Annotated in this window: 20 protein-coding genes; 11 read left to right on the forward strand and 9 right to left on the reverse strand. The window is 72.7% G+C overall.

Annotated elements, in window-relative coordinates; translation table 11 throughout:
* Positions 1–123: 123 nt before the first annotated feature.
* Positions 124–1,575, forward strand: coding sequence for a hypothetical protein (locus ACQPXG_RS34000; RefSeq protein WP_433463226.1), 1,452 nt, complete (start codon positions 124–126; stop codon positions 1,573–1,575).
* Between the two features lies 1 nt (position 1,576).
* Here ACQPXG_RS34000 and ACQPXG_RS34005 read toward each other — a convergent pair whose 3' ends face one another.
* On the reverse strand, positions 1,577–2,371 hold the full coding sequence (locus ACQPXG_RS34005; RefSeq protein WP_433463227.1) for an IPT/TIG domain-containing protein: 795 nt from the start codon (positions 2,369–2,371) through the stop codon (positions 1,577–1,579).
* Between the two features lie 182 nt (positions 2,372–2,553).
* On the opposite strand from ACQPXG_RS34005, the gene ACQPXG_RS34010 reads away from it, so the two are divergent.
* The 3 genes from ACQPXG_RS34010 (at position 2,554) to ACQPXG_RS34020 (ending at position 5,687) form a co-directional block, all read left to right on the forward strand.
* Entirely contained in the window at positions 2,554–4,242 is a 1,689-nt protein-coding gene (locus ACQPXG_RS34010; protein WP_433463228.1) for an ExeM/NucH family extracellular endonuclease, read from the forward strand.
* A 105-nt stretch (positions 4,243–4,347) separates the two neighbouring features.
* Positions 4,348–4,644, forward strand: a complete 297-nt coding sequence (locus ACQPXG_RS34015) for a hypothetical protein (RefSeq protein ID WP_433463229.1) — start codon at positions 4,348–4,350, stop codon at positions 4,642–4,644.
* A 53-nt stretch (positions 4,645–4,697) separates the two neighbouring features.
* Positions 4,698–5,687 carry an LLM class flavin-dependent oxidoreductase gene (locus ACQPXG_RS34020; protein WP_433463230.1) on the forward strand — a complete coding sequence of 330 codons (990 nt, stop codon included), beginning with the start codon at positions 4,698–4,700 and terminating at the stop codon, positions 5,685–5,687.
* Positions 5,688–5,725: 38 nt separating this feature from the next.
* On the opposite strand, the gene gabT is transcribed toward ACQPXG_RS34020, so the two are convergent.
* On the reverse strand, positions 5,726–7,087 hold the full coding sequence (gene gabT / locus ACQPXG_RS34025) for a 4-aminobutyrate--2-oxoglutarate transaminase (protein WP_433463231.1): 1,362 nt from the start codon (positions 7,085–7,087) through the stop codon (positions 5,726–5,728).
* A gap of 92 nt (positions 7,088–7,179) precedes the next feature.
* Here gabT and ACQPXG_RS34030 point away from each other — a divergent pair, with 92 nt between their 5' ends.
* A complete protein-coding gene (locus ACQPXG_RS34030) occupies positions 7,180–8,658 on the forward strand; it encodes a PucR family transcriptional regulator (RefSeq protein ID WP_433463232.1) in 1,479 nt (492 codons plus the stop codon).
* A gap of 4 nt (positions 8,659–8,662) precedes the next feature.
* Entirely contained in the window at positions 8,663–10,090 is a 1,428-nt protein-coding gene (locus ACQPXG_RS34035) for an aldehyde dehydrogenase family protein (RefSeq protein ID WP_433463233.1), read from the forward strand.
* Between the two features lie 7 nt (positions 10,091–10,097).
* Here ACQPXG_RS34035 and ACQPXG_RS34040 read toward each other — a convergent pair whose 3' ends face one another.
* Together ACQPXG_RS34040 and ACQPXG_RS34045 are read right to left on the reverse strand one after the other, a co-directional pair.
* Positions 10,098–11,156 (reverse strand): hypothetical protein, encoded by a 1,059-nt coding sequence (locus ACQPXG_RS34040; protein WP_433463234.1) that lies wholly within the window; start codon positions 11,154–11,156, stop codon positions 10,098–10,100.
* Positions 11,157–11,232: 76 nt separating this feature from the next.
* A complete protein-coding gene (locus tag ACQPXG_RS34045) occupies positions 11,233–12,282 on the reverse strand; it encodes an alpha/beta hydrolase (RefSeq protein ID WP_433463235.1) in 1,050 nt (349 codons plus the stop codon).
* Between the two features lie 199 nt (positions 12,283–12,481).
* On the opposite strand from ACQPXG_RS34045, the gene ACQPXG_RS34050 reads away from it, so the two are divergent.
* A complete protein-coding gene (locus ACQPXG_RS34050) occupies positions 12,482–13,405 on the forward strand; it encodes a hypothetical protein (RefSeq protein WP_433463236.1) in 924 nt (307 codons plus the stop codon).
* A 13-nt stretch (positions 13,406–13,418) separates the two neighbouring features.
* Here the strand turns inward: ACQPXG_RS34050 and ACQPXG_RS34055 are convergent, their stop codons facing one another.
* Both ACQPXG_RS34055 and ACQPXG_RS34060 read right to left on the reverse strand, forming a co-directional pair.
* Positions 13,419–14,036 carry a hypothetical protein gene (locus tag ACQPXG_RS34055; RefSeq protein WP_433463237.1) on the reverse strand — a complete coding sequence of 206 codons (618 nt, stop codon included), beginning with the start codon at positions 14,034–14,036 and terminating at the stop codon, positions 13,419–13,421.
* A 128-nt stretch (positions 14,037–14,164) separates the two neighbouring features.
* Positions 14,165–15,034, reverse strand: coding sequence for a hypothetical protein (locus ACQPXG_RS34060; protein ID WP_433463238.1), 870 nt, complete (start codon positions 15,032–15,034; stop codon positions 14,165–14,167).
* Between the two features lie 133 nt (positions 15,035–15,167).
* On the opposite strand from ACQPXG_RS34060, the gene ACQPXG_RS34065 reads away from it, so the two are divergent.
* The 3 genes from ACQPXG_RS34065 to ACQPXG_RS34075 all read left to right on the forward strand — a co-directional run bounded on the left by ACQPXG_RS34065 (position 15,168) and on the right by ACQPXG_RS34075 (position 17,272).
* Positions 15,168–16,280 (forward strand): sensor histidine kinase, encoded by a 1,113-nt coding sequence (locus ACQPXG_RS34065; protein ID WP_433463239.1) that lies wholly within the window; start codon positions 15,168–15,170, stop codon positions 16,278–16,280.
* Positions 16,277–16,939, forward strand: coding sequence for a response regulator (locus ACQPXG_RS34070; RefSeq protein ID WP_433463240.1), 663 nt, complete (start codon positions 16,277–16,279; stop codon positions 16,937–16,939). Before ACQPXG_RS34065 ends, ACQPXG_RS34070 begins: the two co-directional genes overlap by 4 nt.
* A gap of 81 nt (positions 16,940–17,020) precedes the next feature.
* Positions 17,021–17,272 carry a hypothetical protein gene (locus ACQPXG_RS34075; RefSeq protein WP_433463241.1) on the forward strand — a complete coding sequence of 84 codons (252 nt, stop codon included), beginning with the start codon at positions 17,021–17,023 and terminating at the stop codon, positions 17,270–17,272.
* 5 nt (positions 17,273–17,277) lie between these two features.
* Here ACQPXG_RS34075 and ACQPXG_RS34080 read toward each other — a convergent pair whose 3' ends face one another.
* Together ACQPXG_RS34080 and ACQPXG_RS34085 are read right to left on the reverse strand one after the other, a co-directional pair.
* Positions 17,278–17,898: a class I SAM-dependent methyltransferase gene (locus tag ACQPXG_RS34080; RefSeq protein ID WP_433463242.1), complete on the reverse strand. Its 621-nt coding sequence runs from the start codon at positions 17,896–17,898 to the stop codon at positions 17,278–17,280.
* Between the two features lie 39 nt (positions 17,899–17,937).
* Positions 17,938–19,401, reverse strand: coding sequence for a carboxyl transferase domain-containing protein (locus tag ACQPXG_RS34085; protein WP_433463243.1), 1,464 nt, complete (start codon positions 19,399–19,401; stop codon positions 17,938–17,940).
* Positions 19,402–19,502: 101 nt separating this feature from the next.
* Here ACQPXG_RS34085 and ACQPXG_RS34090 point away from each other — a divergent pair, with 101 nt between their 5' ends.
* The gene (locus ACQPXG_RS34090; RefSeq protein WP_433463244.1) at positions 19,503–20,924 is read left to right on the forward strand and encodes an amidase; all 1,422 of its coding nucleotides are present in this window, start codon (positions 19,503–19,505) and stop codon (positions 20,922–20,924) included.
* Here ACQPXG_RS34090 and ACQPXG_RS34095 read toward each other — a convergent pair.
* Positions 20,921–22,285: a sensor histidine kinase gene (locus ACQPXG_RS34095; RefSeq protein WP_433463245.1), complete on the reverse strand. Its 1,365-nt coding sequence runs from the start codon at positions 22,283–22,285 to the stop codon at positions 20,921–20,923. The two genes, ACQPXG_RS34090 and ACQPXG_RS34095, sit on opposite strands and share 4 nt — an antisense overlap.
* Positions 22,286–22,433: the final 148 nt, after the last annotated feature.

The following is a 22,433-nucleotide window of genomic DNA, read 5'->3' on the forward strand; positions in this document are numbered from 1 at the left end:
ATGTCAAGTGATGCGCCCCGAAGCCCCTGGCACTGTTGCGGACGACACGGAAACGGGTGCCCGTGAGAGTTAGCATCGATCCACCACCTGTAACCGCGCGTGTCAATCCCCCCGGGGGCGCTTATGACGGATCAGTCGGCCACCGCCGTGTACCCGGCCGAGCCTGCTGATCTCTTCGTCCACCTCTACGACACGATCGCGGACGACGTCTTCCAGGGCTGGACGGCGACCCGCTGGCACCGGCGCGAGCGGGTGCGGCGGGAGGCGAACGAGATCGCCGAGACCGTGCTGGAGCACGGCGTCCTCGATCCCGCCGTGACCGCGGAGATCGTCGCGGAGCACGGGGACCTCGGGCGGTTCACGATCCTGCTGGGGCTGGACGTCGCGCTGGCCCACGCCAGCCCGTACGCCCCCTTCCACGACGCGCCGGCGCTGGCCGGGGTTCTCGTCACCTACCTGACCGAGGGGAAGCTCAACGGGCCCGGGACGACGGGCGCGCTGCTGCCCCGCTGCGCGTTCCCGGGCCGCCCGCGCGGCCTGCGGACGAAAGCGGAGTTCTTCGGCGTGCACCGCGTCCCGCAGGCGGAGTGGGACCGGATCGACCACCGGATCCTGCCGACCGTGAACGATCCGCACTTCAGCCGGGACGAGCCCGTGGCCCTCGGCTGCGCGCCGGTCCTGGAGACCTACGACGACATCGAGATCGAGTTCGGCGAGCGGCACGGCATGACCGTCTACCGGCTGCGCCCCATGGACTCCTCGGGCATCCGCAGCCGGATCAAGGCGATCGTCCGGCGGCTGGACGAGTCCGGCGCGCAGCTCGCCGTGATGCCGGAGGCGTCGCTGACGGACGCGCTGCTGGAGCACTGGAAGGAGGTCGCGTTCGACACCGCCGCACGCGACCGCGACCGCCGGCCGCTGCGGTTCATCATGCTCGGCAGCGGCCCGCTCGGGGACGCCGACCCGCCGCCGAACCGGGCCGTCCTGCTGGACCGCTGGACGGGGCAGGAGCTCCTCGTCCAGGACAAGCTGTCCGGTTTCACGCTGGACGCCGCGCAGATGCGGCTCTGGCGGCTGCCCGACGCGCCGGCATCGGGCACGGCCGTCGAGTACGCGCGGCCCGGCACGCGGATCAGCGTGCTCGACTCGTCCCTCGGCCGCCTCGCGGTGCTGATCTGCGAGGACCTCGGCCGGTCGATCGGCTGGGAGCGGGAGCTGCGGTCGTGCGGCGTCTCGCATCTGCTCGTCCCGATCTTCTCCAAGCCGATCCTGGAGCACCGCTGGGAGGAGCAGGGCGCCGAGCGCCAGGTCGCGGGCCTCGGCGGCTGGGTGGCGGTGTCCAACAGCCTCGCGGTCGGCGCCGCCGTCCCGGACGGCGACCTGCCCGGCGCCCGGTACACGTGCCTCGTCGCGGGCCCGAAGAGCCTGCACCGCGCCGCGTACGAGATGGACCGGCAGTTCGGCGTCGCCCGGACGGGCGGCGAACTCGGCCGGCTCGCCACCTCGGAGCTGCCGCGCGTGTTCCCGGGCGCGGCCTACGAGGTCTGGCACGAGCACTGGCAGGACGCCAAGTAGGTCATTCCACCGTGAACGGCTCCGGGCCGGTGACCGCGCCGGCCGGGGTGTTCACGGTGAGCGGCCCTGTGCCGGCGCCGGCCGGGACGGTCGTCCGGACGAGCGTGTCCGTCGCGTCCGTCGCCGGGGATCGCACCGTGCCGAACCGGACGCTCGTCGTGGACTCCAGACCGGTGCCCGTGATCGTGACCATCGTGCCGGGCGGGCCGCTCACGGGCTCGATCGCGGTGATCCTCGGTGCCAGGGCGTGGTCGCGGCCCCGTGGCGCGGGCGCGAGCAGGGTTGCGAAGACGCTGCGGAACTTCTCGGCGGTCTCGCGGGAGAACTGGCCGACGAGGGCCGCGATGGCCGCGATCCCGTATGGGTTGACGTCGGACGCGCCGCCCGCCGGCGAGGTCAGGCCGCCGCGCACGACGAGGTAGACGATCAGGCCGAAGAGGGCGCCGACGAACGGGAGCAGCATGTACATCAGCAGCCAGCTCCGGCGCAGCGCCCGGTTCCCGACGTACCAGTAGAACGACCGCAGGACGTGCGCGATGCCGCCGAGCGCGCCGGCGGCCATGACGATCACGAACAGGCTCGTCTCCCGCGACATGGACGGCGACCACCACGGAAGGTGGACGGTCTTTGCGGCGGGCGTGACCTCGGTGTGCCCGTCGGGAGCGACCCGCGGCTCGGCGGGCCACACCTGCACGAGCACGACCACCAGCACGGCCGTCATCACCAGCAGGACGGCGAACACGGCGACGATGTCGCGGGTGCGGGCATATCCGGATCCGGCCGACGCCTCGGTCACGGCGCTCCTTCTCGTACGGGTGTTCTCCGCCGGTAATCGAGGCGCACCCCGACGCCGTTTCGCAGGCCGGTTCGCAATGCCAGAGTCAAGCGACCCTCTCGATTGCGACAATCCATTGCAAATTGGTGGAGTCTTCATTAACGGGTCGCCGGTTCGCCGAGGCCCGCCCCTACTCTCCCGCCATGCGCCGAACAGCAGCAGCAGTCGCGACCGTCCTGACCGCCGGCCTCGCCGCCGGCGTGCAGCAGGCCGCGGCGGCGGAGCCGCCCACCTGCGGCACTCCCGCCGACCACCAGATCGCAGAGGTCCAGGGCAGCGGGAACGCGAGCCCTCTGAACGGGCAGACCGTCCGGGTCGAGGGCGTCGTCACCGCGGACTTCCAGCGGTCGGACCAGCTCAAGGGATTCTTCGTCCAGGACCCGACCCCGGACGCCGACCCGGGCACGTCCGACGGGCTCTTCGTCTACTCCACGAAGGAGGTCGCGATCGGCGACCGCGTCCTCGTGGCGGGCAAGGCCGTCGAGTACAACGGGCTCACCGAACTGTCGCCCGTGTCGGCCGTCGACGTGTGCGGCACGGGACGGATCGCGCCGGCCGCCGTCCGCCTGCCGCTCAAGGGCGGCGCGACCCTGGAGCGCTACGAGGGCATGCTGCTGCGGTTCGGGCAGCGGCTCACCGCCACCGAGACCTACCAGCTCGGACGGTACGGACAGGTGACCGTCTCCGCGGGCGGCCGCCTCTTCCAGCCGACCGACGGGCACGGCTCCACCCAGGCGCGGAACGACGCGCGGAAGCTTCTCGTCGATGACGGGTCCAACGTCCAGAACCCGGAGACGATCCCGTACACCGACCCTCGTGTGCTGCGGAGCGGTGACAGCACGACGGGCCTGACCGGCGTGCTCACCTATCAGTTCGGCGGCTACGCACTCCAGCCGACGAAGCCGGCGCACTTCGCGAACGAGAACCCGGCGCCGGAGCGGCCTGAGCACGTCGGCGGCGACGTCCGCGTCGCGAGCTTCAACACGCTCAACTGGTTCACGACGCTGAACAAGCGCGGCGCGAACACGGCCGAGGAGCAGGAGCGGCAGCTCACCAAGCTGACCGCCGCGCTCAAGGGCCTCAACGCCGACGTCGTCGGCCTGATGGAGGTCGAGAACAACGGCGACACCGCCGTCAAGGCCCTGGTCGACCGGCTGAACCAGGCCGTCGGCGCCGGGACGTACACGTGGGTGAGGCACCCGTACCCGGGGACGGACGAGATCCACGTCGCGCTCATCTACAAGCCGGCGAAGGTCACGCCGGCGGGTGCGGCCCGTTCGTCGCAGGACCCGATCTTCGACCGCCCGCCGCTGGTGCAGGCGTTCCGGCCGCGGCGGGGCGGAACGGAGTTCACCATGGTCGTCAACCACTTCAAGTCGAAGGGCTGCGGCGGCGCCACCGGCCCCGACCAGGACCAGGGCGACGGACAGAGCTGCTACAACGCCCGCCGCGTCGCCCAGGCCAAGGCGATCGGCGCGATCGCGGCCGGCGTGCGGAACCCGCTCGTGGTCGGCGACCTCAACGCCTACACGGCCGAGGACCCGGTGAAGGAGCTCACCGGCGCCGGCCTCGTCGGGCAGACGCAGCGGTTCGTCCGCCCGGATCGGCGGTACAGCTACGTGTTCGACGGGCAGTCGGGCGAACTGGACCACGCGCTCGCCGGGAAGGGGCTGTCGCGGCGCGTGACGGGCGCGACGATCTGGCACATCAACAGCGACGAGCCCGTGTTCCTCGACTACAACACCGAGTACAACCCGCCGCGGTTCTACCGGCCGGACGCGTTCCGCTCGTCCGACCACGACCCGGTCCTGCTGGGCCTGAACCTGCGCTGAGCTCCCTATTGGGCCGGCCGTCCAGAAAAGGGCGGCCGGCCCCTCGCTTCAGACGATCACGAAGCGTATGATCCGGGTCACATTTCTAGTGATCGGTGCGCTCTCATGACCGAAGCCGTCGCCGCCCCCGTCGCGGCCCCCCGTCCGGCGTTCGGCATCGGCCCGGACGGCACGTACACGCTGTTCGGGCAGGTCCTCGCCTTCATTCTCGGCCTCATCACGACCTTCGTCTTCCTGCCGCTCGTCGTGGTCGCCGCGCTCCTGTACACCAGGGCCGAGACCGTGTTCGCGGAGAACCCCTCGCGGGCCCGCGCACTGGTGATCTGGTCGTGGCTCAGCATCACCGTCCCCGTCATCGTCGCGGGCGCCGTGGCCGGCGTCCTCGGCGCGACGATGGGCTAGCGGGAAGATGGGCTAGCGGGAAGAGGACGGACGCCCGGCGGGTTGGCCTCGTCATGAGCATGCGCTTCTCCGTCCTCGACCTGGCCCCCGTCGTCGCCGGTTCCACGTCCGGCCAGGCCCTGCGCAACACCCTCGACCTGGCCCGGCACACCGAGCGGCTCGGCTACCACCGGTACTGGCTCGCCGAGCACCACGCGATGCCCGGCATCGCCAGCTCGGCGACGGCCGTGCTGATCGGTCAGGTCGCGGCGGCGACGTCCCGGATGCGGGTCGGGTCGGGCGGGGTCATGCTGCCCAACCACGCGCCGATGGTGGTCGCCGAGCAGTTCGGGACGCTGGAGGCGCTGTATCCCGGACGCATCGACCTCGGCCTCGGCCGCGCGCCCGGCACCGACCAGGCGACCGCGCTGGCGCTGCGGCGCTCCCCGGAGGCGCTGTCGGTGGACGACTTCCCCGAGCAGGTCATCGAGCTGCGCGGCTACTTCGGCGCGGACAGCAAGGTGACGCCTGCGGCCGGGAACGAGCCGCCGGTCTGGCTGCTCGGATCCAGCGGGTACAGTGCGCGGCTCGCCGGTCTGCTCGGCCTGCCGTTCGCGTTCGCGCACCACTTCAGCGCCGAGAACACCGTCCCCGCCCTGACGCTGTACCGGGAGTCGTTCCGTCCGGGCGCGCTGGACGAGCCGTACTCGATGATCGGAGTGTCGGTGACGGCCGCCAGCACCGACGAAGAGGCGCGCGAGCTGGCGGCCCCGCAGGCGCTGGCGTTCCTCAGGCTGCGGCAGGGCCGTCCGGGGCTGCTGCCGACGCCGGAGGAGGCCGCGTCCCACCCGTACACGCCGCTGGAAAGGCAGATGATCGACGCCCGGCTGGCCGACCAGGTGGTGGGCGGGCCGGACGGCGTGCGCAAGCAACTGGACGCGCTGATCGAGCGGACCGGGGTCGACGAGGTCATGGTGACCACCCAGGTCTACGACCACGCCGACCGGCTCCGCTCCTACGACATCCTCGCCGGACTGTACGAGGAGAACCTCGGCGCGGCCTGACCTGGAAGCGGCCGCGCCAACGTCCTGCGGTCCGCGGGTCAGCCCGCGAAGGCCGCCTCCAGGACGTCCAGTCCCTCGGTCAGCAGTTCCTCCGGGATGACGAGCGGCGGCAGGAAGCGCAAGACGTTCCCGTACGTCCCGGTCGTCAGGACGAGCAGGCCGTTCTCGTGGCAGCGGCGCGCGATCCGCGCGGTCAGCTCCGAGTCGGGCTCCTTCGTTCCCTCCCGCACCAGCTCGATCGCGATCATCGCGCCGCGTCCGCGCACGTCCCCGATCGCGGGGTGCCGTCCGGCGAGGTCCCGCAGCCGGGGCAGCATGATCTCGCCGATGCGGCGGGCGCGCTCGGTGAGCTTGCCGTCCTCGATCTCCTCCAGCACGGCGAGCGCCGCCTCGCAGGCGAGCGGGTTGCCGCCGTAGGTGCCGCCGAGCCCGCCGCCGTGCACCTTGTCCATGATGTCGGCGCGGCCGGTGACGGCGGCCAGCGGCAGCCCGCCGGCGATGCCCTTCGCGGTCGCCACGATGTCCGGGACGATCCCCTCGTGCTCGCAGGCGAACAGGTCGCCCGTCCGGGCGAAGCCGGTCTGCACCTCGTCGGCGATGAACAGGATGCCGTTGGCGCGGGCGAACTCGGCGAGCGCGGGCAGGAATCCGGGCGCGGGGTCGATGAACCCGCCCTCGCCCTGGATCGGCTCGATCAGCAGCGCCGCCACGTTCGTCGCGCCGATCTGCTTGGTGATCTGGTCGATGGCCTGCGCCGCCGCCTCCGGCCCGCAGTTCTCCGGGCCGGTCGGCCAGCGGAACGGGTACGCCAGCGGCATCCGGTACACCTCTGGCGCGAACGGGCCGAACCCGTTCTTGTACGGCATGTTCTTCGCGGTCAGCGTCATCGTCAGCAGCGTCCGGCCGTGGTAGCCGTGGTCGAACACCACGACCGCCTGCCGGCCGGTCGCGTACCGGGCGATCTTGACGGCGTTCTCCACCGCCTCGGCGCCGCTGTTGACCAGGAACGACCGCTTCTCGTGGTCGCCGGGCGTGATCCGGTTGAGGTTCTCGCACACCGCGACGTACGACTCGTAGGGCGCGACCATGAAGCAGGTGTGGGTGAACCGGTCGGCCTGCGCCTTGACGCGGGCGGCGACCCGCGGGTTGGCGTTGCCGACGTTGGTGACCGCGATGCCGGAGCCGAAGTCGATCAGCGAGTTGCCGTCGGCGTCGACGACCACACCGCCGTCGGCGCCCGTCACGTACACCGGCAGGACGCTGCCGACACCCGGCGGCACCGCCGCGACGCGGCGCTTGTGCAGGTCCCGGGAGCGCGGGCCGGGGATCTCGGTCACGACACGGCGTTCCTGGGGCAGTCGGCCGCCGCTCGCCGTCTGGGCAGGGTCCTGGCTGGTCATGAGCTGAACATAAGCCGGGCGCCGCCTACGATGAACAGTACGGGACGGCGAAATCCGTCCGGCGAGATGGACACTTTGCACAGGGATTGCCGATGCCGCCCACGTTGGCCGCCGTGGCCGCCCTCCCCCAGCTCGGCCTGAAATCGCTCACCGGGCCACTCCCGGACACGCCGGTCGTGTGGGTCGCGGTCAGCGAACTGGAGGACCCGACGCCCTTCCTGGAGGGCGGCGAACTGGTGCTGACCACCGGCATGCGGCTGACCCCCGCGAGCGCCGCCGGCTACGTGGCCCGGCTGGTCGGACGGGGTGTCACCGGGCTCGGGTTCGCGGTCGGGGTCATTCACGACGACGTCCCGCCGGAGCTGCTCGCGGCGGCCCGCGACCAGGGGCTCGTGCTGCTGGAGGTGCCGCGCCCCACCCCGTTCATCGCCATCGGCAAGGCCGTCTCGCGGATGCTCGCCGCCGAGTGGTACGAGGACGTGACGCGGGCGTTCCAGGCGCAGCGGGAGCTGACCCGCGCCGCGCTGACCGGGCCGGGTGCGCTGGTGACCCGGCTCGCCCGGCTGCTCGGCGGATGGGCGCTGCTGCTGGACGCCTCCGGGGACGTCCAGCACGCCGAACCCGCCGGCGCCCGCGGCCGCGCCGCGGCCTTGGAGCCGGAGCTGGCCCGGCTGCGGCGGCGGCCCGCGAGGGGGAGCCCTGCGGCGAGCGTGGCGCTGGCGGTCCCCGACGACCACATCGTGGTACAGCGGATCGGGCTGAGCGGACGGCCGCGAGGGTTCCTCGCCGTGGGGACGGACGCGCCGCTCCCCCCCGCCGCACACACGATCGTGGGGTCGGCCGTCGCGCTCCTGACGTTGCAGTCCGAGACACCGCGGACGGATCGTGAGCTGCGCGCATCACTCGCGGCGCTGCTGCTCGGCCGTCCCGCGAATGCGCCGCTGGTGCCGGGCGGACCGGTCCGGGTGGTGGCCTGCGCGGGCGGGGCCGCCGTGCTGGACGTACTGGAGTCCGACCCTGCCGGGGCCCGCTGCATGGCGCTCCCGCTGGAGGAGCACAGCGCTGTGATCGTCCCGGACGAGGCGCTCGGCACGATCGAGCCGCTGCTGGTCACCACCGGAACGGTCGGTGTCAGCGACCCGGCCTCGGGCGACCTCGGGACGGCGCTGCGGCAGGCCGAAGAGGCGCTGGCGGCGGCCGTCCGGGCGCGGCGGGACGTCCTGCACTACTCCGCCCTGCCGGGGCAGAGCGTCCTCGGGCTGCTGGAGCCCGGCCTCGCCCATGCCTTCGCCGGCTCGCTGCTCGCCCCTCTTCGTGAGGAGGGCCTGGTCGAGACCGTCCGGGCGTATCTCGCCGCCAACGGGCAGGGGGAGGCGGCGGCACGGGCGCTCGGCGTCCACCGGCACACGCTGCGATCACGGATGCGCAAGGCCGCCGAACTCCTGGACCGCGACCCGGACGATCCGGCCGTGCGCGCCGAACTGTGGATCGCGCTGGCCATCGCGTCCAACCACGATGAGCGGATTGGACATCGTGGCGACTCGCAATCGGGCGAGCCGGGGATAGCGTGAAGGTATGAACGTGACCCCATTCTGGCTGGCCGGCCGGCCCGAGACCGGTGACGGTGAGCTGACCGTTACGCATCCCTACGACGGCCGCGTGGTCGGGACGGCGGCGGTGCCGACGCCCGCGCAGGTGGAGGAGGCGATCGCGGCCGCGGACGCCCTCCGCAGGGACGCCGCCGCGCTGCCCCTGCACGTGCGGGCGGAGGCGCTCGCGCACGTGTCCGCGCGGATCGCCGAACGCGCCGAGGAGATCGCCCGGCTGATCACCGGAGAGAACGGCAAGCCGCTGCTGTGGGCGCGCGGCGAAGTGACCCGCGCGATCTCCACGTTCCGGTTCGCCGCCGAGGAGGCCCGCCGCTTCAGCGCCACCACGCAGCGGCTCGACACCGACCCGGCCGCCGAGGGCCGGATGGCCTACATCACCCGCGTGCCGAAGGGCCCGGTGCTCGGCATCTCGCCGTTCAACTTCCCGCTGAACCTCGCCGCGCACAAGATCGCGCCGGCGATCGCGGCGGGCACCCCGATCGTGCTCAAGCCCGCCCCGGCCACGCCGCTGTCGGCGCTGCTGCTCGGCGAACTGCTGGCCGAGACTGACCTGCCCGCCGGGATGTTCTCGATCCTGCCGGTGCCGAACGACCGCGCCCCCGCTCTGGTGGACGACCCGCGGCTGCCGATCGTGTCGTTCACCGGGTCCGTCCCCGTCGGCTGGGCGATCAACGACCAGGCGCCGCGCAAGCACGTCACCCTCGAACTCGGCGGGAACGGCGCCGCGGTCGTCCTGCCGGACGCCGACCTCGACTGGGCCGCCAAGCGAATCGGGCTGTTCTCCAACTACCAGGCCGGGCAGAGCTGCATCGCCGTCCAGCGCGTCTTCGTCGACCGGTCCGTGTACGAGGAGTTCGTGCCGAAGCTCGTCGACACGGTGGCGTCCCTCGTCACCGGCGACCCGTGGGACGACAAGACGCAGGTCGGCCCGCTCGTCAGCCAGGAGGCCGCCGAACGCGTCGAGGCCTGGGTGGACGAGGCCGTCGCCGCGGGCGCGCGGATCCTGACCGGCGGCACCCGCGAGGGCGCCGCGTACGCCCCGACCGTCCTGGCGGACGTCCCTGCCGCCGCGAAGGTCTCCCGCGAGGAGGTCTTCGGCCCGGTCATGCTCGTCCAGCCCGTGGACGGTGTGGACGAGGCGTTCGCCCTGGTCAACGACTCCAAGTTCGGCCTCCAGGCGGGCGTGTTCACGCGGAACCTCGACATCGCGTTCCGGGCGCACCGCGAGCTCGACGTCGGCGGCGTCGTGATCGGCGACGTCCCGTCCTACCGCGCCGACCAGATGCCGTACGGCGGCGTGAAGGACTCCGGCGTGGGCCGGGAGGGACTGCGGTCGGCGATGGCCGACTACACCGAGGAGAAGGTCATGATCTTCACGGGCCTGCCCCTCTAAGGCCTGTTCAGCAAGTCCTGTGGTGGGGGTTTGTTGAACAGCCGGGTTCGTGTTGGTGTCTGTCCGGCGTGACCATCATCCCGCCCGTGGTGGGTGGGGGTGGTTCATCCGGGGTCGGCGCCGTACTGGTCCGGGTTCGCCGAGCAGAGGCCGCCCCCCGTTCCCGGCGCCGGGCTTTCCGGCGGGGCGTGCGGGGGGTGGCTGCCGCGCTCCCCGTCCCGGCATCGGCTCGAGAAGGGCCGGTGTCGGGGGTGGGGATGGGTGCGGTTGACTCGGACAGGGCTCCAGGCAGCCCCGGCCCGCCGGTACGCAGCACGCGGCGGGAGGTCTGGTAGTCCACCCGTGCGGTGGACGGATCATCAAAGTCGTCGAAGCGAATGAAGGCGGCCGGGGCGGCGGCGACCAGGTCACGGTCACCGGTCAGGCCGCATCCGCCGTCCTCGGTCCGGCAGTGGTGGGTGCGCACACCCAGGGTTTTGGGGACGCGTCGCCCGCACGGGCAGTGCTGGGACAGGGCGGTGGTGCGGGTGGCGGCGCGCAGCAGCCGCCCGCCCGCGGCGCGGCATTCGTGGTCGAGTGCGGCGATGAAGGTGCCGGGGGTGAAGCGGGCGCAGGCCCGCCCCCACAGCCGGAACCAGGCGGTGATGCGGCAGTCCTCGATCACCAGATCCGCACCATGAACGGCGACGATCTGCCCGGCCGTCTGCCGGGCCTTGGCGGCGCGGGACTGGGCGGTCCGCCGGGACGTGGCGGCGTGCCGGGCGCGGAGGCGCCGGTACGTCGTCGATACCTCGTCGCGGCGTGGGGAGCGGACGGGTCTGCCGTCGGCGCGGGCGATGCGCGGCCCACCCGGCACCTGCACCTGCTTGGCCGCCAATCCGGCGGCCTGGCGGCGCCGTTGTCGTCGGCGCTGGCGTCGGCTCAGCCGGTACTGGGCGGTGTTGGACGCACGGCGGGACCGCTCCAGAGCCCGCTGCCGCCCGCGCCGTTTGCGCTCACGTTGGGCGATCCGGGCCCGCTCGTCCGGCGAGAGCGTCACCACCGACGAGGCCACCCCCTGCATCACGACGAGCACAATACGTCACCAAATTCGAACATGCAATCGACAGGCCGAGGCGACATTCGATCGGTCAACCGGGCCTCTAGGACCGGTCGCGGGGCCCTGCGTACAATCCCGTGCGCAGGGCCCCGGCCGCCTCCGACATCGCCTCGCGGAACCGCCCGCCCAGCGACCACGTGTTCGCGAAGCCGTGGATGAGGTCCTCCTGCCGCCGCAGCGCGACCGGCACCCCGGACTCCTCCAGGCGCCTGGCGAACGCCTCCCCCTCGTCCCGCAGCGGATCGAAGCCCGCCGTGACGAGATACGTCGCCGGGAACCCGCTCAGATCCTCCGCCAGCAGCGGCGACGCCATCACCTCGGCGCGCCGCTCCACCGGGCAGTAGTGGTCGCTGCACCAGACCATGTCCTCATCGGTCAGGTAGAACCCGTCCCCGAACACCTCCCGCGACCGCCGCCGGACGGACATGTCGGTCGCCGGATAGAACAGCAGCGCGAAATCGGGCCTGCGCTCGGCCAGCACCCCGACGACCGCCGCGAGATTGCCGCCCGCGCTGTCCCCGCCGACGGCGATGGCCGATGGATCGGCGCCCAGCTCCCCGGCATGCGCGACGGCGTACTCGTACGCCTTGAGCGCGTCGTCCGGCGCGGCCGGATACGGGTGCTCCGGGGCGAGCCGGTACTCCACCGTCAGCACCCGCACCTCGGCGTGCACCGCCAGATACCGGCAGACCGTGTCATGCGTGTCGATGTCGCCGACGACCCATCCGCCGCCGTGGTAGAAGACGAGCAGCGGCGACCCGTCCGCGAGGCCCTTGGGCGTGTAGAGCCGGGCCGGTACCCCGCCCGCGTCGACCTTCCGCGTCGCCACCGGCCGTGCCGGGACCTTCGGCAGATACACCGCCGACCTGGCCAGCCCCTGCCGCGCCTCCTCGACGGTGGCCGCGCCGAGCCGCTGCTCGCCCTCCAGCCGCATCATCGTGAGCAGGAGCTGCGCGTCCACCGACAGCCGCTGCCCGTCCCTCCGCACCGGCTTCCCGGCGATCAGCCGCTTGACGGGCTCCGGCAACGCGAACACACCCCGCAACACCCGTACCACCACCGAGGACGGCACGATCTCGACCAACGACGCCACAGGACCCTCCAACCGCCGGCTCCCGCACACCGTACTCCCCAGTAGCCCCCCGCACCGCGCCCGCCCATCGCCTGTGCCCCAGAGCCGGGGACGGTGGCCGACGCAGGCCGCGACCCCTTGACCGCAAAGGGTTCTGATGGTCCGACGGGGGTGGTTAGGATCGTCGCGGCCGGGTGGCCGCGGGCGACAGGAGCGGTGGATGCTGCGTGTCTGGAAGATGCTGACGGCCTATGTCGACGTCGCCGTCGCATTCGCCCTCGCGGTCGTCATCCTGACGCTGGACATCGGTGGGATCGCGTCGACCAAGCTCGTGCAGAGCGCCACCATGGCGACCCTGGCCGTCGTCGCGATCGTGCTGCTGCGCGACCGCGCCCGCGGCGACACCCGCGGCATCGAGATCCTCAAGTCGGTGGACGCACTCCAGAAGCAGATGGACGTCCGCGTCATCAGCGGAACCGAGTGCAACCGAGTCCTGACCGACGCACGCCGCGACACCGACCGCTGGATGTTCCGGGGCGGGACGGGCGCCTACATCCGCGCAGTCACGCTGCCGGAATGCGTGTCCGCGGCACGGCCGAGGCGACGCAGGCTGGAGTTCCGCCTGGAGATCCTCGACCCCATGAAGCCCGACCTGTGCCGCGAGTACGTCCGGCTGCACCAGCGGCTGGCGATCAGCGAGGACAGTCCCGAACAGGGGTGGACGGTCGACGAGACCCGCCGCGAACTGTTCGCGACGATCCTGGCGGCGTGCTGGCACCAGCAGCGTTACGAGTTCCTCGACATCGACGTCCGGCTGTCCTCCGCCTACTCGCTGCTGCGCTACGAGCTGTCGACGAGCTGCCTCGTCTTCACCCAGCGGGGACCGGAGTTCCCCGCCATGGTGATCAACAGTGGCACGCCGGCCTACCTGTCCTGGGAGTCGGAACTGCACGTCACCTTCCAGCAGGCCAAGCGGCTGCCGCTGCAGTCGGTCAAGAGCATGCAGCTGAGCCTCGTCCCGTCCGCGGAAGAGGTCCGCGACGTCTTCCGGATGCTCGGGATCGAACTCCCGGCCGCCTACACCGACCGCGACCTCGAAAAACTGAGCGAACTGGCCCTGGATTCATCTGACCCGTACGCCTAGGCGAGGGTGACGGTCAGGACGCGCCGGCGCGGCGGCGGCGGTAGGCGAACGTGACGGCGGCCAGCAGCGGGCCCCATGCCACCAGCGGCAGGTATGCGACGGCGCCGAGCACACCCCGCCAGTCACGGAAATGGATGGGGAAGTTGTCCGCCAACGGACGCCCCTGAATGGTCTCCTGGAAGACCAGGCAGTTCACTATGGACACCGTCCACATCAGGGTCAGGATCGTGGCGCCGGCGAGGGCCGGGATCACGGCCGCCTTGACCGGCACACGCCGGCCCCGTAGCCCCGGTATCCAGCGCGGGAACACCTCGCCCCAGGCGGCGATCAAGCCGACGGCGGTGAAGGCGACCGCTTCCGACAGGATCGACAGCAGCAGCACGTAAGCCTCCATGGGCATCCAGCCCGGGAGGTCGCCGCGTCCGCCGTCGGCGAAGTGGCCGTCGTCGATGATCGGCAGGTGCAGGGCGAACGCCGCGATCCGCCACAGCCCGGAGGGCAGCACGGTGAACGGGATCGCCAGCGCGGCGATCCGCGCCCAGCGCGGCACGCCGGCGACCGGGGCGTGCGCCGCGATCCAGCCTTCGCGCAGTCGCGCGATCGGAGCCGATGGTGTGGTCGCAAGGGTCATCGCAGTCTCTTCCGCAAGCAGTCCGGCCGGGCAACCCAAAGATCACGCACACCGGCCCCCCGTCTGCTCCCCCGCCGGCACCAACTTCCTCCCCCGCATGGGGGAATCCCGCGTCCGGCAGGCCCTCTTCAGGGCTTCCGGCCGGTTCTGGCCCAGCGGGTCTTCTTGCCGGGCTTGAAGACCGAGAGGATGACGGCCGTCCAGAGCAGGGCCGTGTAGAGGAGGATGCAGAGGATCAGGGTGAGGCCGGTGCCGCCGGGGTCTGCGGCGGGATCGGCGGTGCGGGTCTGGAGTTCCTTGATCCAGGTGCTCTGGACTATCGCCATGACCGGGATGACCAGGGCGATGACGAGTTTGAGCAGGACCCACCAGTGCTTGATCACTCCCCAGGGCGTGCCCAGGGACACGACCAGGCCGGTGATGATCGCCATGACCATGCTCGGGATCACGATGGCCAGGTCGAAGACGTGCATCAGCTCGTAGGCGCCGTGGCGCACCGCACGGTCCTCGGCGGTGGCGCCCGCGACGGCGAGGGTCGTCATCGCCAGGGCGAGGCCGAGCCAGCCGACGCTGATGCCGACGTGCAGCGTCAGCCAGACGCGGCGGGCGCGGCGCTTCAGTCGCGGGAAGCGGGGGCGCATCCGGACGACGATCACCGTGCAGAAGACCATGCCGCCCAGTTGTTCGGGGCCGCCGCCGAAGCTGAAGACGAACTGTGCCGGGACGAACAGGAGATGGAACACGATCAGCGTGCGCCGGGCTCCGAGCCGGGCGGCGGCGATTGTCAGTGCGGCGGCCAGGATGTATCCGAACATGGCGGACGTCTTGATGGCCGGGTAGGACGTCTCGTCGCGCATCCACAGCAGCACGGCCGCGACGGCTGAGAAGACGCTGAAGGCGAGTTGTGCGGCGGGCCTGACCGCACCACCGGGCGGAACGGTTTCGTGGAGGGCCTCGGACGGCCGGGGCGGTGCCGGCCGGGCGGTACTTCTGGACATGCGATCCACGGTGGGCGTGGGCACGGGGCGGGCACATCGGCCGATGCCCGCTTTTCGGATCGGCGAAGTCCCGGATGCCGCGTACAACTTTCTATGGATGACCGCCAGAAGGAGCGCGGTTAACGTGATGCTCATGAACCGGGCGACGGCGGTGAACGCGGTCCTGGCGCTCGCCGTCGCCGCGAGCACCGCGTCCGGCGATCTCGGGGCGGGGCGGTCGATCGGCGACCAGAGCATCGTCTCCTTCCAGTGGGATCCACCGCTCTGGTTCTCGATCCCGCTCGGCCTGGCGGCCGGGGCCGCGATCTGGTCGCGGCGGCACCGGACGCTCGTGGCGGTGGCGCTGGCCGCGTGGGTGACGCTCGGGGCGTTCGTCGCCGTGATCGTCGCGCAGTACCGCTTCGCGGAGCACGCCCGGTCGAGACGCGCGACGGCCGCCGCCACGGCGGTCGCCTCCCTGGTGGTCGGCGCCGGGATCTGGCGCCTCGGCGGGCCGGACGCGGCCGTGCCGCTCACCGCCGTGATCTGCCTCGCGCCGGCGCTGCTCGGCCTCTACGCCGGAACGCGCCGCGAGCTGATCGCGGGCATGCGGGAGCGGGCCGAACGCGCCGAGCGGGAGCAGCACGAACGCGTGCTGCGGGCCCGCAGCGACGAGCGCGCCCAGATCGCGCAGGACATGCACGACGTCGTCACGCACCGGGTGTCCCTGATGGTGCTGCACGCGACGGCGCTGGAGGCGTCCGAGGGCCGGGACGCCGTCGCGATCGGCAGGCGGATCGGCACCATCGGGCGGGAGGCCCTGACCGAACTCCGCTCGCTGGTGGAGGTGCTCCGCACCGACGGCGACCCGCCGCTCGTCCCGCAGCCGGGGCTCGCCGACCTGGCCGGCCTGGTGGAGGACTCCCGCCGGACCGGCATGCGGGTCACCCTCCGGCTGGTGGACGAGCAGGGTTCACGCCCGCCCGCGCTCGTCGAGCACGCCGTGTACCGGGTCGTGCAGGAGGCGCTGACGAACGTCCACAAGCACGCCGGGGACGCCGAGAGCGCCGTCGTCGTCCGGCGGACGCCCGAGGCCCTGCACCTGTCGGTGACCAACGGCCGCGCCCGGGCCCCCGTGCCCGGGCTGCCGAGCGGCGGCCACGGCCTGCTCGGCATCGCCGAGCGCATCAGGCTGCTCGGCGGGGAGCTGACCGCCGGCCCTACCCCGGACGGCGGTTACTCCGTCACCGCCGAGGTCCCGCTGTGATCCGCGTCCTGATCGTCGACGACGAGTGGATGGTGCGCGCGATGCTCCGCACCATCATGGAGACGGCGCCGGACATCGCCGTCGTCGGCGAGGCGTCCGACGGGAACGAGGCCGTCCGGGAGGCCGCGGCACATCGTCCGGACGTCGTCCTGATGGACATCCGCATGCCCCGCGCGGACGGCCTGACCGCCACCGAACGCTTGGCCGGATCCCACCGCGTCGTCGTCCTGACCACGTTCGATCTGGACGAGTACGTCCACACCGCGTTGCACCACGGCGCGGTCGGCTTCCTGCTGAAGGACGCGTCGGCGCAGGAGATGCTGACCGCCGTCCGCAGCGCGGCCCGCGGCGACGCGATGCTCTCGCCCAAGGTGACCCGCCGCCTGCTCCGCCGTTTCGCCGAGGCGGGACGTTCCGACGCCGCGCCCAGACTGCGGCCGCTCACCGCCAAGGAACGCGAGGTCCTCGTGGCCGTCGGCGGCGGGCTGTCGAACACCGACATCGCCGCGGCCCTCCACATGAGCGAGGCGACCGTGAAGACCCACGTCAGCCGCATCCTGACGAAGCTGTCGCTCACGAACCGCGTCCAGGCCGCCGTCCTCGCCCACCGCGCGGGCCTCCTCGACCCGCCGCCCGGACCCGAAACCGGCGCGCGGTAAAGGATCACAACCATGCGGCAGGTGGAAGCGGTGTGACAAACTGTGCCCGAATGAGCGAAGGGACCAGAGAAAGCGAACGACATGGCCGACAAAGCCGCGCTGGCCGGCTCCACCGGGAACGTCCCGGATCTCGCCACGGGGGAGGCCGGGTGCGGGCTGCCCAAGCTCGCCCGCTGCGCCCTCGTCGGGCTCATCATCGTCGCGGTGGCCGCGGTGCTCGCCTCGTTCGTTCCCCGCGGCCACCGCGGTAGACGCCGACTCCCCCGTCAGCATCCCTGGCAGCGCGCCCGGGTTCACGTCGAGGCGGCCAGGGCCGCCGCGTACCGTCCCTGACGCCGTCAGCGCTTGCGGAGCAGTATGTGCCCTGCCGGGGAGTGCTCGTGCTCGTGCATCGGGCGGCGTAGGAGGCGGGCCACCTCGGTGAAACCGGCCTGGCCGCCCAGGTCGGCGATGCGGTCGATCGGCCAGCGGTAGGCGGGGGCGACCTTGTGGTCGAAGGGGTCCGGCTCGTCCCCGTCGGTGGACTGGAAGGCGAGCAGGAGCAGGCCGCCGGTGGCCAGCACCCGGTGGAACTCGGCGAAGACCGCCGGGAGCTGCGCCGGGTCCATATGGATGAGCGAGTACCAGGCGAGGGCACCCGCGAGACCGCCGTCCGGGAGGTCGAGCGCCGTCATGGAGCCCTCCTCGAAGCGAAGGTGCGGGTTGTCGGCGCGGGCCTGGGAGATCATCGCGGGCGACAGGTCGATGCCGGACGCGTCGAGCCCGAGGGTGTCGAGCAGCGCCGTCACGTGGCCGGGGCCGCAGCCGAGGTCGGCGACCCGTCCGCCCGCCGGAACCATCTCCGCGAAGGCGATGATCAGCGAGCGGTCCAGGGGAAGGTCGTCGAGGGAGTTGCGGAAGAGGTCGGCGTAGAGGGAGGCGACAGCGTCGTAGCCCGCCCGGGTGACGGTTTCGGTCATGACGCCCGACTGTAGCGGCGGTCGCCCCGGCGCGCGGACTCAGCGGTAGCGGGCCTGCCGTGCGGCGGGGCCGGCCGGTGCCAGCCCGGACAGGCCCGCCTCCACGGCCGCGGCGGCCCGGCGGCAGAACGGCCCGGGCTCGTCCGCCGCGTCGGGGCGCTCGTCGACGAGCGCGTCCGCGAGGCCGCCGCACAGCAGGTCCGCCGACCGGACTCCCTGCTCCTCGGCCATCTCGTCCGCCCGGTCCGGGGTCCGGTGGACGATCAGCGCGGCGCCCTCCGGCGGGAGCGGGGCGAGCCAGGCGTGCCGGGCCACGAGCACCCGGTCGGCGGGCAGCAACGCCAGCGCCGCGCCGCCGGTGCCCTCGCCGAGGAGCAGGCAGAGCGTCGGCGCGGGCAGCGTGATGAGATCGGCCAGGCAGCGGGCGATCTCGCCGGCCAGCCCGCCCTCCTCCGCCTCCGCCGACAGGACGGCGCCGGGCGTGTCGACCACGGTGACCAGCGGCAGGCCCAGCTCGGCGGCCAGCCGCATCCCGCGACGCGCGACGCGCAGGCCGGCCGGGCCGAGCGGGTGGCCGGTGCGCTGGCTGTGCCGGTCCTGGCCCACCAGGACGCACGGCGCCGCACCGAAGCGTGCGAGGGCGAGCAGGAGGCCCGGGTCCGCCTCGCCCTCGCCGGTGCCCGACAGCGGAGTGACGTCCGAGGCGCCGTGGCGGAGCAGTTCCCGGACGCCCGGGCGGCCGGGCCGGCGCGATCGTTCGATCGAGTCCCATGCCGTCCCCTCCGGCAGGGCGCTCTCGGGCAGGGCCGAGGGGGTGGAAGGCGGCCTTTCGCACAGGACGTTCAGAGCACAGGACGCCACCTCTGCGAGATCGTCGATGCCGACCACGGCGTCCAGCAGCCCCTTGGCGGCGAGGTTCTCGGCGACCTGCACACCCGGCGGGAACGGCTCCCCGTTCAGGCCCTCGTAGACGCGCGGGCCGAGGAACCCGATCAGCGCGCCGGGCTCGGCGGCAGTGACGTGGCCGAGCGACCCCCACGAGGCGAACACCCCGCCGGTCGTGGGATGCCGCAGATAGGCGAGGTAGGGCAGCCCGGCGGCGCGGTGCGCCATGACGGCGGCGGTGATCCGGGCCATCTGGACGAACGCGGCCGTCCCCTCCTGCATGCGGGTGCCGCCCGAGGACGGCGCGGCGAGCAGCGGCAGTCCCGCCGCGGTCGCGCGCTCGACCGCCGCGACGATCCGGTCGGCGGTGGCGAGGCCGATCGAGCCGGCGAGGAAGCGGAACTCCGACACGACGAACGCGACCCGGCGTCCCCGCAGCAGGCCCTCCCCGGTCAGGACGGCCTCGTCGCAGCCGCTGCGCTCGCGGGCGGCGGCGAGATCCTTCCCGTACGGCGAGGCGGGGGGCGGCGAGCCGCCCGGCGGGACGTCCCAGGACGTCCAGGCGCCCCCGTCCAGCACGCGGCGCAGCAGCTCCCGCGCTCCGGCACGTTCCGTCACAGGACCCCTTCCCTCGGTCTCCTTTGCATGATGACCTCAAGGCGGGCCCCTCCGGCATCCGGGGTGGACACTGGGGAGGAACCCGGCAGAAGGGAACGCACGTGTCCGAAGAGATCTGTTTCGCGTCCGCCCGTGAGCTGGCGCGCCGTGTCCGCGCCCGCGAGCTGTCGGCACGCGAGGTCGTGCAGGCCCATCTCGACCAGATCGAACGGACGAACCCACAGGTCAACGCAATCGTGACGCTGGTCGCGGAGCGCGCGGCGGAGCAGGCGCGGGACGCCGACGAGCGGCTGGCGTCCGGGGCGCGGCCGGGCCCGCTGCACGGCCTGCCCATCGCGCACAAGGACACGCACGCCACGGCGGGCATCCGCACCACGTCCGGCTCGCCGATCTTCGCCGACCACGTGCCGGACACCGACGAGCTGGTCGTCGAGCGGATACGGGCCGCCGGAGCCGTCACGCTCGGCAAGACGAACACGCCGGAGTTCGCCGCCGGGTCCCACACCTTCAACACGGTCTTCGGCGTCACCCGCAACCCCTACGACCTGTCCCGGTCGGCCGGCGGAAGCAGCGGCGGCGCGGCCGCCGCGCTGGCGTGCGGCATGCATCCGCTCGCGGACGGCGGCGACATGGGCGGCTCGCTGCGCAACCCCGCCTCGTTCTGCAACGTCGCCGGGTTCCGCCCGTCACCCGGACGGGTGCCGTCCTGGCCGGTGGCGGCGGGCTGGTCGACGCTGGGCGTGCAGGGCCCGATGGCCCGCGAGGTCGCCGACGTGGCGCTGCTGCTCTCGGTGCTCGCCGGCCCCGACCCGCGCAGCCCGATCGCGCTGGACACCCCCGGCTCGGCGTTCGCCGTGCCGCTCGACCGGGACCTCGCCGGGCTCCGCCTCGCCTGGTCCCCCGACCTCGGCGGGACGGTCCCCGTCGACCCGGCCGTCACCGGCGTCCTCGAACCCGCCGTCAAGGTGTTCGAGGAGCTGGGCTGCGCCGTCGAGGAGGCGGCGCCCGACCTCGCCGGCGCGGACGAGGTGTTCCGGACGCTGCGGGCCTGGCACTGGGACATCACCCTGCGCCCGCTCCTGGAGGAGCGCCGCGCCGACTTCAAACCGTCCCTGGCGGCCAACATCGACGCCGGCCGCTCCCTCACCGGCGCCGACCTCGGCCGGGCCGAGACGCTGCACACCGCGCTGTTCCACCGCGTCCGAGCGTTCTTCGGACGGTACGACGCGCTGCTCATGCCGGTCAGCCAGGTGCCGCCGTTCGACGCCGGAACCGAGTACCCGGACGAGGTCGCCGGGCAGCCGATGCACGACTACCTCGAATGGATGCGGTCGTGCCTCCTCATCTCGGCGACCGGATGCCCCGCGCTGTCGGTACCCGCCGGGTTCACCTCGGACGGGCTCCCGGTCGGGCTGCAGATAGTCGGGCCGCACCACGCCGACCTTGCCGTCCTGCAAATCGGGCACGCGTTCGAGCAGGCGACCCGGCACGCGACGCGGCGCCCGGAGCTCGCCCAGGGCTAGAGCTCGTCGCGGGGAATGCGCAGCACGAACCGGGCGCCCTGGTCGCTGTCCGCCGCGACGAGGGTGCCGCCGTGCGCGCGGGCGATGTCGCGGGAGATCGTCAGCCCGAGCCCGGTGCCGCCGCGGTCCCGCTCGCGGCTCTCGGGGAGCCGCTGGAACCGCCAGAAGATCCGCTCACGATCCTCGGGCGCGATCCCGGCGCCGTCGTCGCGGACCTCGATCACGGCGTCCGGCCCGTCCACGGCCACGCTCACCCAGACCCGCGACTTCGCGTGCCGCTCGGCGTTGTCGAGCAGGTTCGTCAGCAGCCGGACAATGTGGCGCGGGGTGACCCGGGCCACGACGCCCTCGCCCGCCGCGATCTCGACCGGGACCCTGCGGGGCCGCCTGCCGGCCTCCACCCGGACCAGCTCGCCGAGATCGACCCGCTCCCGCGGCACGTGCACGCCCGCGCCCAGCTTGGCCAGGATGAGCAGGTCGCCGACGATGCCCTGCAACCGGTCGGCGTCCGCGAGAGCCGCCCGCGCGACCGCCGGCCAATCCTCGTCCTCCGGATGCTCCAGCGCCACCTCCAGCTGGGCGCGCAGCCCGGTCAGCGGGCTGCGCAGCTCGTGCGAGACGTCCGCGACGAACGCGCGCTGCCGGGAGAGGACGTCCTCCAGCCGGTTCAGCGTCACGTTCACCGACTCGGCGAGTTCGGACACCTCGTCGCCCGGGCCCGGGACGGTCACCACGCGGTCCGCCCCACCACCGGTGATCTCCGCCAGCTCGGCGCTCATCACCCGCACCGGCCGCAGCGCCCGCCGCACCGACAGCGACACGATCCAGCCGACCACAGCGGTGGCGACGACGGCCGACCCGACGAGCAGGCCGATGAGCAGCCCCTTGTAACGGGTGAACGTGGTGATGGGCGCCCCCACGAAGACCTTCCGGTCGCCGCTGGGCGTCCGCACCCGCTCGGTGACGAAATAGACCTCGGTATCCCCCCGCAATTCCACGGTGTGGTACCCGGGGCGGCCTGGCACCCGCGAGACCGGCACACGCAGCGGGCCACGCCCGTGCAGGGACTCGCTGGCCGCCAGAACGTCGCCGTCGGCGTCCAGCACCTGGAGCATCGTGAAGTCGGGATCCTGGACGAGCAGCGTGCCGCGCGGGTCGGTCTCGCGGACGAGCGTGGCCAGGTCCGCCGCGGCGAAGGTGCCGCGGTCGTGCAGTCCCTGGTAGACGGTGCTCCGGAGGGCCTCGTAGAAGAGCACGACGCCGGTGATGAGCATGACGGCGACGATCAGGGTCGCTGCGAGGGTCACGCGGATCCGCACCGACCAGCAGGACGGCGACAGCAGGTCCCCGAGTCTCGGCACCCGGCGCTTCTCCCCCTTCCGGCTCGCACGCGGCGGCCGGGTCCGCCGCGTCCCAGCGCCGGGGGGTGAGCGCAGAACTGGTTGTTACCTGCCCATTGCCCTGCGAAACATCACCACATACCGGACCTGGATCCTGTGGAAGGGCGCC

Source organism: Spirillospora sp. CA-128828, assembly GCF_050945415.1.
Lineage (GTDB): Bacteria > Actinomycetota > Actinomycetes > Streptosporangiales > Streptosporangiaceae > Spirillospora.

Bases quoted from the DNA above. Each gene is read 5' to 3' on its own strand.
- ACQPXG_RS34000 (WP_433463226.1), top strand. From the start codon at position 124: ATGACGGATCAGTCGGCCACCGCCGTGTACCCGGCCGAGCCTGCTGAT.
- ACQPXG_RS34010 (WP_433463228.1), top strand. From the start codon at position 2,554: ATGCGCCGAACAGCAGCAGCAGTCGCGACCGTCCTGACCGCCGGCCTC.
- ACQPXG_RS34015 (WP_433463229.1), top strand. From the start codon at position 4,348: ATGACCGAAGCCGTCGCCGCCCCCGTCGCGGCCCCCCGTCCGGCGTTC.
- ACQPXG_RS34020 (WP_433463230.1), top strand. From the start codon at position 4,698: ATGAGCATGCGCTTCTCCGTCCTCGACCTGGCCCCCGTCGTCGCCGGT.
- gabT (WP_433463231.1), bottom strand. From the start codon at position 7,087: ATGACCAGCCAGGACCCTGCCCAGACGGCGAGCGGCGGCCGACTGCCC.
- ACQPXG_RS34030 (WP_433463232.1), top strand. From the start codon at position 7,180: ATGCCGCCCACGTTGGCCGCCGTGGCCGCCCTCCCCCAGCTCGGCCTG.
- ACQPXG_RS34035 (WP_433463233.1), top strand. From the start codon at position 8,663: ATGAACGTGACCCCATTCTGGCTGGCCGGCCGGCCCGAGACCGGTGAC.
- ACQPXG_RS34050 (WP_433463236.1), top strand. From the start codon at position 12,482: ATGCTGCGTGTCTGGAAGATGCTGACGGCCTATGTCGACGTCGCCGTC.
- ACQPXG_RS34055 (WP_433463237.1), bottom strand. From the start codon at position 14,036: ATGACCCTTGCGACCACACCATCGGCTCCGATCGCGCGACTGCGCGAA.
- ACQPXG_RS34060 (WP_433463238.1), bottom strand. From the start codon at position 15,034: ATGTCCAGAAGTACCGCCCGGCCGGCACCGCCCCGGCCGTCCGAGGCC.
- ACQPXG_RS34065 (WP_433463239.1), top strand. From the start codon at position 15,168: ATGAACCGGGCGACGGCGGTGAACGCGGTCCTGGCGCTCGCCGTCGCC.
- ACQPXG_RS34075 (WP_433463241.1), top strand. From the start codon at position 17,021: ATGGCCGACAAAGCCGCGCTGGCCGGCTCCACCGGGAACGTCCCGGAT.
- ACQPXG_RS34080 (WP_433463242.1), bottom strand. From the start codon at position 17,898: ATGACCGAAACCGTCACCCGGGCGGGCTACGACGCTGTCGCCTCCCTC.